The 2,137-nt window shown below is 61.1% G+C and carries 1 protein-coding gene and 1 pseudogene; both read left to right on the top strand.

Going from position 1 to position 2,137, the window contains the following annotated elements; all coding sequences use genetic code 11:
- Positions 1–813: dioxygenase (locus tag WCB02_RS26655; protein ID WP_423962749.1), on the top strand; the 813-nt coding region annotated here is incomplete at its 5' end.
- A gap of 287 nt (positions 814–1,100) precedes the next feature.
- Positions 1,101–2,021: pseudogene (locus WCB02_RS26650) on the top strand (MFS transporter); the annotation flags it as partial.
- Between the last annotated feature and the right edge of the window lie 116 nt (positions 2,022–2,137).

Raw genomic sequence — 2,137 nt, 5'->3', positions numbered from 1 at the left:
TCGCTGCACGACTACGTGCGCAGGACCGATCTCAGCTTCGATGAATGGCAATATGCGATCGATTTCCTGACCCGCGTCGGCCAGAAGTGCACCCCCATCCGGCAGGAGTTCATCCTGCTGTCCGACGTGCTCGGGGTCTCGATGCTGGTCGATGCGGTGAACCATCGCGAGCGCGACGGCGCGACCGAGACCACCGTGCTCGGTCCGTTCTATGTCGGCGAGCACAAGCAGATGCCGCACGGCGCCGACATCTCGGCGAATCTCAGTGGCGAGAAGATGTTCGTGCAGAGCCGCGTCACCGACCTCGACGGCAAGGCGCTCGGCGGCGTCTCCGTGGATGTCTGGCATGCCGACGATGACGGCTTCTACGATTCGCAAAAGCCGTCCTACGCGACGCAGGGGCCGTCGTCGCGGGCGCGCTTCGTCACCGATGCCGATGGAAGGTTTAATTTCCGCACCATTCTCCCCTGCAGCTATCCGATCCCGACCGACGGTCCGGTCGGCGAGATGATCCTGCAAACGCGCCGTCACCCGATGCGGCCGGCGCATGTGCATTTCCTGGTCAACGCCCCCGGCTACGAGCCGCTGATCACCCATGTCTTCGTTGACGGCGACAAATACCTCGATTCCGACGTGGTATTCGGCGTCAAGGATGAACTGGTCGCGAAGGTCGAGAAGCGCAGCGATCCCGTGATGCCCGACGGCAGGCCGGCGGCCGCGCCGTGGCACCTCATGACCTATGAATTCCACATGAAGCCGGGCGAGGGCGCGGCGCCCAAGCCGATGGCTGCGAAAGCCGCGGAAGACGCCTAGCGTACTCCGCATCCAGGCTGCCCATTCTTTGTGCGGCGCACAAGGAATGGGCGAATCGCAAATTTTGAATGCGAACAAGCCGCTGTAAACGTTTCGGGCAATATCATAAGCGCTTGTTCTGATTGAAATACTTTGGTGCGTCGGCTTGGCACGAAGCTTGAATGACCGAGCGCCAGACGCCACCGAAGCCGTCACCCCAAACCCTCATCTGAATTTTGACACCGCCTGACTGGGGCTTCCCCAGAGCACGCTTCTATGGCTGTGCGCGATCGAAAGGAATTTCTCGAATGAGCGAGCAGAACCCGACCTGGATTTCGGAATGGCATCCGGAGGACGAGACGTTCTGGAACAACAAGGGCAAGGCCATCGCCCGCCGCAATCTGATCTGGTCGATCATCGCCGAGCATGTCGGATTTTCGGTCTGGCTGATCTGGAGCATCGTGGCGACCAAGCTGCCACAGGCGGGCTTCCACTACTCCACCGACGAGCTGTTCCAACTGGTAGCGCTGCCCGGGCTGATCGGCTCGCTGATGCGCTTTCCCTATACCTTCGCGGTGACGACCTTCGGTGGCCGCAACTGGACCATCTTCTCGGCCTCGGTCCTGTTCATCCCGACGCTGGCGCTGGCCTATTTCGTCAGCCAGCCCGACACGCCATTCTGGCTGATGCTCCTGGTTGCCGCGACTGCCGGCCTCGGCGGCGGCAATTTTGCCTCCAGCATGACCAACATTTCGTTCTTCTATCCGGACCGCATGAAGGGCTGGGCGCTTGGCTTGAACGCGGCCGGCGGCAATATCGGCGTCTCCAGCGTGCAGTTGCTGACGCCGATCCTGATGGGGCTCGGCATCTTCAATTTGTATCAGGCGACCCCGGTCAGCGGCGTCTATCTGCAGAACGCCGGCCTGATGTGGGTGTTGCCGATCGCGATCGCGGTGTTCGGCGCCATCTTCTTCATGAACAACCTGACCTCGGCGAAGGCCTCGTTCAAGGACAAGCTGGCGATCATCAAGCGCAAGCACACCTGGATCATGTCGTTCATCTATGTCGGGACCTTCGGTTCTTTCATCGGCTACTCGGCGGCATTCCCGCTCTTGATCAAGACGCAATTTCCGGCGGTCACGATCGCGATCGCGTTCTTAGGTCCGCTGGTCGGCTCGCTCGCGCGGCCGCTCGGCGGCCTGATCGCCGATCGCATCGGCGGCGCCATCTGAAGTGGACCCCAAACCCGGGACCAGGGATCGGCGAAGTTAAGGTGTAATCGCGCCTGCCTTTGTCCTTCAAATCAAGCAGCTTCCTGCTGCTGCTTTTGCGTCCACTGTGGGTA

Origin of the sequence: Bradyrhizobium sp. (assembly GCF_049581145.1) — a bacterium.
Classification (GTDB): Bacteria; Pseudomonadota; Alphaproteobacteria; order Rhizobiales; family Xanthobacteraceae; genus Bradyrhizobium.
The sequence above is the reverse complement of the archived record's forward strand: the minus strand, read 5'-3'. Positions and strand labels throughout refer to the sequence as shown.